Below are 5,871 nucleotides of genomic sequence, written 5' to 3'. Positions count from 1 at the left end.
GGCGCCGCCACCATCAGCCACGGATTGGTGCCCAGGTAGCGCGCGCCCAGCGTCGAGTCGGCCATCGGCCCCATGCGGATGGCCAGGTCAATGCCTTGCTCGACCAGGTTCACGTAGCGGTCGTCAAAGGTCAAGTCCAGTGTGATGTCCGGGTGCTGCTGCATGTAGCGCAGCACCAGCGGCACCACCACGCGCCGCCCGAACGCCACCGAGGTGCTGATGCGCAGGTTGCCGCCCACCTTGCTTTGCAGCAGCGTGGCCAGGTTGTCGGCTTCCTCGATCTCGCGGGCGATCAGCTTGCATTTGTCGTAATACAGCGCGCCCACTTCGGTCAGCGTCACGCCGCGTGTCGAGCGGTGCAGCAGCCTGGCGCCCAGGCGCTGCTCCATGGCGGCCACGGCCTTGGTGGCCGTGGGCTGGGTAATGCCGGTCTCACCGGCCGCCTTGCTGAAGCTGCCGGTCTCGACGACGCGAATAAAAAGGGCAATGCCGGTGACGCGATCCATGGCGCTGACTGTAATCGCGTTTTGCGTATTTATGCCGCCATGGAATAGGTCTTATCGATGCAATGGTATTCACAAGTACACGTGCCAAAGGAATGATCGAGCCATCTAAACAAGGAGCAATCAATGGCAAAAATGAAGGCCGCAATGGCCGCCGTGCTGGTGATGGAAAAAGAAGGCGTGACCCAGGCTTTTGGCGTACCCGGCGCCGCTATTAATCCGCTGTATGCGCAAATGCGCGAGCGCAACTCGATTGCCCACATCCTGGCGCGTCACGTCGAAGGTGCCTCGCACATGGCCGAGGGTTACACCCGCGCCAAGGCCGGCAACATCGGCGTGTGCATCGGCACGTCGGGCCCGGCGGGCACCGACATGATCACGGGACTGTATTCGGCCAGCGCCGACAGCATTCCAATCCTGTGCATCACCGGCCAGGCGCCGCGCGCACGGCTGTACAAGGAAGACTTCCAGGCCGTTGACATTGAAAGCATTTCCAAGCCGGTGACGAAGTGGTCGGTCACGGTGCGCGAACCCGGCCTGGTGCCGCGCGCTTTCCAGCAGGCCTTTCACCTGATGCGCTCGGGCCGTCCCGGCCCGGTGCTGATTGACCTGCCGTTTGACGTGCAAATGGCCGAAATCGAATTCGACATCGACACCTACGAGCCGCTTCCGGTCTACAAGTCGGTCGCGTCGCGCAAGCAGATTGAAAAAGCGTTTGACATGCTGATGGCATCGAGCAAACCGCTGATCGTGGCCGGTGGCGGCATCGTCAATGCCGATGCTGCCGACCTGCTGGTCGAGTTTGCCGAGTTGACCGGCGTGCCCGTCATCCCGACGCTGATGGGCTGGGGCACGATTCCCGACGACCATCCCTTGATGGCCGGCATGGTGGGTCTGCAGACCAGCCACCGCTACGGCAATGCGACCATGCTGGCCAGCGACTTCGTGCTGGGCATTGGCAACCGCTGGGCCAACCGCCACACTGGTTCGCCCGAGGTGTACTGCAAGGGCCGCACCTTCGTGCATGTGGACATCGAGCCGACCCAGATCGGCCGCGTCTTCACCCCCGACCTGGGCATCGTCAGCGACGCCAAGGTGGCGCTGGAGATGTTTGTCCAGGTGGCCCGCGAACGCCAGGCCGCAGCGCAGCTCAAGGACTTCAGCGAATGGGTTAGCCGCTGCGCCGAACGCAAGGCGCTGATGCACCGCAAGACGCATTTCACCGAAACGCCGGTTAAGCCGATGCGTGTGTACGAAGAGATGAACAAGGCGTTCCCGCGCGACACCATCTATGTCACGACCATCGGCCTGAGCCAGATCGCCGGTGCGCAGTTCTTGCACGTGTACGGTCCCCGCAACTGGATCAACTGCGGCCAGGCCGGCCCGCTGGGCTGGACGATTCCTGCCGCGCTGGGCGTTGTTGCTGCGGACCCGTCGCGCACGGTGGTCGGCTTGTCGGGCGACTACGACTTCCAGTTCATGATCGAAGAGCTGGCCGTTGGCGCACAGTTCCGCCTGCCTTATGTGCAGGTGCTGGTGAATAACAGCTACTTGGGCCTGATCCGCCAGAGCCAGCGCGGCTTCGAGATGGATTTTTGCGTGCAGCTGGCTTTCGAGAACCAGAACGTGCCCGAAGGCGAAGGCAGCCTGCGCGGCTACGGCGTGGATCACCAGGCCGTGGTCAAGGGGCTGGGCTGCAAGTCTCTGCGCGTGACCAACCCTGAAAAGATCCACGAAGCCTTAGTCGAGGCCCAGGCCATGGCGCAAAAGTACCGCGTGCCGGTTGTGGTCGAAGTGATCCTGGAGAAGATCACCAACATCGCCATGGGCACCGAGATCGACAAGATCAACGAGTTCGAGGATATCGACTGCCGCCATCCCGAGGGCCTGAAGGGCCTGGAACTGGCTGGTTTGCTTGAGTAAGCGATTGAGCGCCAGCTGAAAAAAAAAGGAGAAACCATGCCCAAATTTGCCGCCAACCTGACCATGCTTTTCACCGAAGTGCCCTTCCTCGACCGCTTTGAACGTGCCGCCCAGGCCGGATTCAAGGCCGTGGAATTTCTCTTCCCCTATGCCTACGCAGCCGAAGAGATTCGGCAAAGGCTTGATGCCAACGACCTGACGCTGGTGTTGCACAACCTGCCCGCCGGCGACTGGGATGCCGGCGAGCGCGGCATTGCCTGCCACCCGGACCGGGTCGACGAGTTCCGCGAAGGTGTCGGGCGGGCCATTGCCTATGCCCAGGCGCTGGGCGTGGGCCAGCTCAACTGCCTGGCAGGTAAGGCGTCGGCCGGCGTGAGCGAAGACGTGCTGCGCCAGACGTTTGTTAACAACCTGCGCTTTGCCGCTGCCGAACTCAAGACGGCCGGCCTGCGCCTGCTCATCGAGCCAATCAACACCTTCGACATCCCCGGCTTTTACCTTAGCCGCACCGTGCAGGCCGTGGCGATTTTGGACGAGGTCGGCGCCGACAACGCCTTTGTCCAATACGACATCTACCATGCCCAACGCATGGAGGGCGAACTGGCCGCGACGATGCAGAAATACCTCCCGCGCATTGGCCATGTGCAGTTGGCCGACAACCCAGGCCGCAACGAGCCGGGCACAGGGGAAATCAACTACCCCTTCCTGTTCGCTCACCTGGACCACATCGGCTACGACGGCTGGATCGGCTGCGAATACAAGCCGGCCACCATCACCGAGGCCGGTCTAGGCTGGCGCGAAAAGCTTGCCCGGTAATCATCCACAACGACAACCACATTAAAAAGACAACTGACAATGACTTCACAACCCCTCAAAATCGGTTTTATCGGCCTCGGCATCATGGGCGCGCCCATGGCAAACCACCTGATCAATGCCGGCCACCAGCTATTTGTCTACACCCTTGGCAAGATGCCTGATGCAATTGCCAGCAGTAGGGCCACCCAATGCGTTAGCGCGCGCGGTGTGGCCGAACGCGCCGAGATCATCATCCTGATGGTTCCCGACACACCAGATGTCGAAGCCGCGCTGTTTTCCGAAAAAGGCATTTCTGGCGGCTTGGGTGCTGGCAAGGTGGTGGTCGACATGAGCTCGATCTCGCCGATTGCCACCAAAACCTTCGCTCAGAAAATCAATGCGCTGGGCTGCGACTACCTGGACGCACCGGTCTCCGGCGGGGAAGTTGGCGCGAAAAACGCCACGCTGTCCATCATGGTCGGCGGCCCGGAGGACACGTTCGAGCGCATCAAGCCGGTGTTCGAGCTGATGGGCAAGAACATCACGCTGGTCGGCGGCAATGGGGACGGCCAGACCGCAAAGGTGGCCAACCAGATCATCGTGGCGCTCAACATCGAGGCGGTGGCCGAGGCGCTGCTGTTCGCCGCCCGCGCCGGTGCCGATCCGGCGCGCGTGCGCCAGGCGCTGATGGGCGGATTTGCCGCGTCAAAAATCCTGGAAGTGCATGGCGAGCGCATGGTCAAGCGCACCTTTGAGCCGGGCTTTCGCATCGAGCTGCACCAGAAGGACCTGAACCTGGCTTTGTCCAGCGCCCGTGCGCTCGGCGTGTCGCTGCCCAACACCGCCATGGCGCAGGAACTGTTCAATTCCTGCGCAGCCCACGGCGGCAAGGCCTGGGACCACTCGGCCATGGTGCGCGCGCTGGAAAAGATGGCGAACTTCGAAATCGGTCAGAAGGCCGATTGAGCGGACTGTAGCAAACGGTGCCCGCCATGAACCCCTGTGACCAGCTCCCCGAGACACAGCAGACGCTGCTGCGCCGCATGTTCGACGCTGCCATTGCCTCTGCCCAGCCAGCGCTTTGCATTCCTCCTCATCTGCCGAATGCGCAGCGCATCGGTACGGGCCGTTTGATCGTGATCGGTGCCGGCAAGGCCTCGGCTGCGATGGCCCGGGCTGTTGAGGAGAACTGGTCTGGACCGCTGACCGGCCTGGTGGTCACGCGTTACGGCTATGCGGTTCCCTGCGAACATATCGAGATCGTCGAAGCTGCCCACCCGGTACCCGATGCGCCCGGACAGGTGGCCGCCAAGCGTTTGCTGCACCTCGTGCAGGGGCTCAATAGCGACGATCTGGTGCTGTGCCTGATCTCCGGTGGCGGCTCGTCGCTGTTGCCTCTGCCCGCGCCCGGTCTGACACTGGAGCACAAGCAGGCCGTCAGCCGTGCGCTGCTGAAGTCCGGCGCCACCATCAGCGAGATGAACTGCGTGCGGCGCCACCTGTCGGCCATCAAGGGCGGGAGGCTGGCGGCGGCCTGCCATCCCGCGCGGGTTCTGACGCTGCTGATTTCCGATGTGCCCGGCGATGACCCGATGGACATTGCCTCGGGTCCGACCGTGGCCGACCCGACCACCTGCGACGACGCACTGGCCGTCATTCGCCGCTACGGCATTGACGTGCCGGCCGAGGTGATGGCGGTGCTGCAAAGCGGGCGCGGTGAATCCATCAAACCGGGCGACCCGCGACTTGAAGGCACCGAAACCCGCATGATCGCGACGCCGCAAATGGCGCTGGAAGCCGCTGCTGTTGTGGCCAGTGCGTCGGGTGTCACTCCCTACATTTTGGGCGATGCGCTCGAAGGCGAGGCCCGGGACGTCGGCAAGGTGCTGGCCGGCATTGCGCTGCAGGTGGCCGGGCGCGGCCAGCCTGTGCCAGCGCCTTGCGTGCTGCTGTCGGGCGGCGAGACCACGGTCACCGTGCGCGGCAACGGCCGGGGCGGGCGCAATGTGGAGTGGCTGCTGGCCGCAGGCATTGCCCTGCACGGCCATCCGCGCATTCATGCGCTGGCGGGTGACACCGACGGTGTTGACGGCCAGGAAGAGATTGCTGGAGGCTATTGGGCGCCAGATTCTCTGGAACGCGCCTGGGCCCTGGGCCTGCGGCCCAAGGACAGCCTGGCCAACAACGATGGGCATGGCTTTTTTCAAGCACTGGGCGACTCGGTAGTCACCGGCCCCACGCTGACCAATGTGAATGACTTTCGCGCCATCCTGATCGATGCGCCAACTACCGAGAACTAAACCATGCGTAGAACCCGAAATGCAAAAATTGTGGCCACCCTTGGCCCCACCAGTTCCGACAAGGATACGGTTCGTCGCCTGTTCCTGGCCGGCGTAGATGTCTTCCGACTGAACTTCAGCCATGGCAGCCATAGTGATCACCGCGCGCGTTTTGCGATCCTGCGAGAGCTGGAACAAGAAACCGGGCGCCCTATCGGCATCCTGGCTGACCTGCAGGGGCCCAAGCTGCGCGTGGGTACTTTCAGCGATGGGCCGGTCATGCTGGTGGAAGGCGCTTCGTTTCGACTCGACCTGGACCCTACGCCCGGCGATGTATTGCGCGCCGGCATGCCGCATCCTGAAATATTCGC

Annotated in this window: 6 protein-coding genes; 5 read left to right on the top strand and 1 reads right to left on the bottom strand. The window is 63.0% G+C overall.

Annotated features, from left to right (window positions below; translation table 11 throughout):
• Window positions 1-506, bottom strand: a 506-nt coding sequence (locus EC86_RS0123940; protein WP_029523727.1) for a LysR family transcriptional regulator, incomplete at its 3' end; no start/stop codon positions are given.
• 123 nt (window positions 507-629) lie between these two features.
• Here EC86_RS0123940 and gcl point away from each other — a divergent pair.
• The 5 genes from gcl to EC86_RS30200 form a co-directional block, all read left to right on the top strand.
• Window positions 630-2,426 carry a glyoxylate carboligase gene (gene gcl, locus EC86_RS0123935; protein ID WP_029528312.1) on the top strand — a complete coding sequence of 599 codons (1,797 nt, stop codon included), beginning with the start codon at window positions 630-632 and terminating at the stop codon, window positions 2,424-2,426.
• 36 nt (window positions 2,427-2,462) lie between these two features.
• Complete coding sequence (gene hyi, locus EC86_RS0123930; protein WP_029528311.1) at window positions 2,463-3,242, top strand: hydroxypyruvate isomerase; 780 nt, start codon at window positions 2,463-2,465, stop codon at window positions 3,240-3,242.
• 39 nt (window positions 3,243-3,281) lie between these two features.
• The gene (gene glxR / locus EC86_RS0123925; RefSeq protein WP_029528310.1) at window positions 3,282-4,187 is read left to right on the top strand and encodes a 2-hydroxy-3-oxopropionate reductase; all 906 of its coding nucleotides are present in this window, start codon (window positions 3,282-3,284) and stop codon (window positions 4,185-4,187) included.
• A gap of 26 nt (window positions 4,188-4,213) precedes the next feature.
• Window positions 4,214-5,521: a glycerate kinase type-2 family protein gene (locus EC86_RS0123920; RefSeq protein ID WP_029528309.1), complete on the top strand. Its 1,308-nt coding sequence runs from the start codon at window positions 4,214-4,216 to the stop codon at window positions 5,519-5,521.
• Window positions 5,522-5,524: 3 nt separating this feature from the next.
• On the top strand, window positions 5,525-5,871 hold a 347-nt coding region (locus EC86_RS30200), incomplete at its 3' end, for a pyruvate kinase (RefSeq protein WP_036774092.1).

Origin of the sequence: Polaromonas glacialis, assembly GCF_000709345.1 — a bacterium.
Taxonomy (GTDB): domain Bacteria; phylum Pseudomonadota; class Gammaproteobacteria; order Burkholderiales; family Burkholderiaceae_C; genus Polaromonas; species Polaromonas glacialis.
Note: the sequence above shows the minus strand (reverse complement) of the source record. Positions and strands in the feature narration are given on the sequence as shown.

What these genes read in the sequence shown, in the direction of transcription:
- gcl (WP_029528312.1), top strand. Translation starts at nt 630, where the DNA reads ATGGCAAAAATGAAGGCCGCAATGGCCGCCGTGCTGGTGATGGAAAAA.
- hyi (WP_029528311.1), top strand. Translation starts at nt 2,463, where the DNA reads ATGCCCAAATTTGCCGCCAACCTGACCATGCTTTTCACCGAAGTGCCC.
- glxR (WP_029528310.1), top strand. Translation starts at nt 3,282, where the DNA reads ATGACTTCACAACCCCTCAAAATCGGTTTTATCGGCCTCGGCATCATG.
- EC86_RS0123920 (WP_029528309.1), top strand. Translation starts at nt 4,214, where the DNA reads ATGAACCCCTGTGACCAGCTCCCCGAGACACAGCAGACGCTGCTGCGC.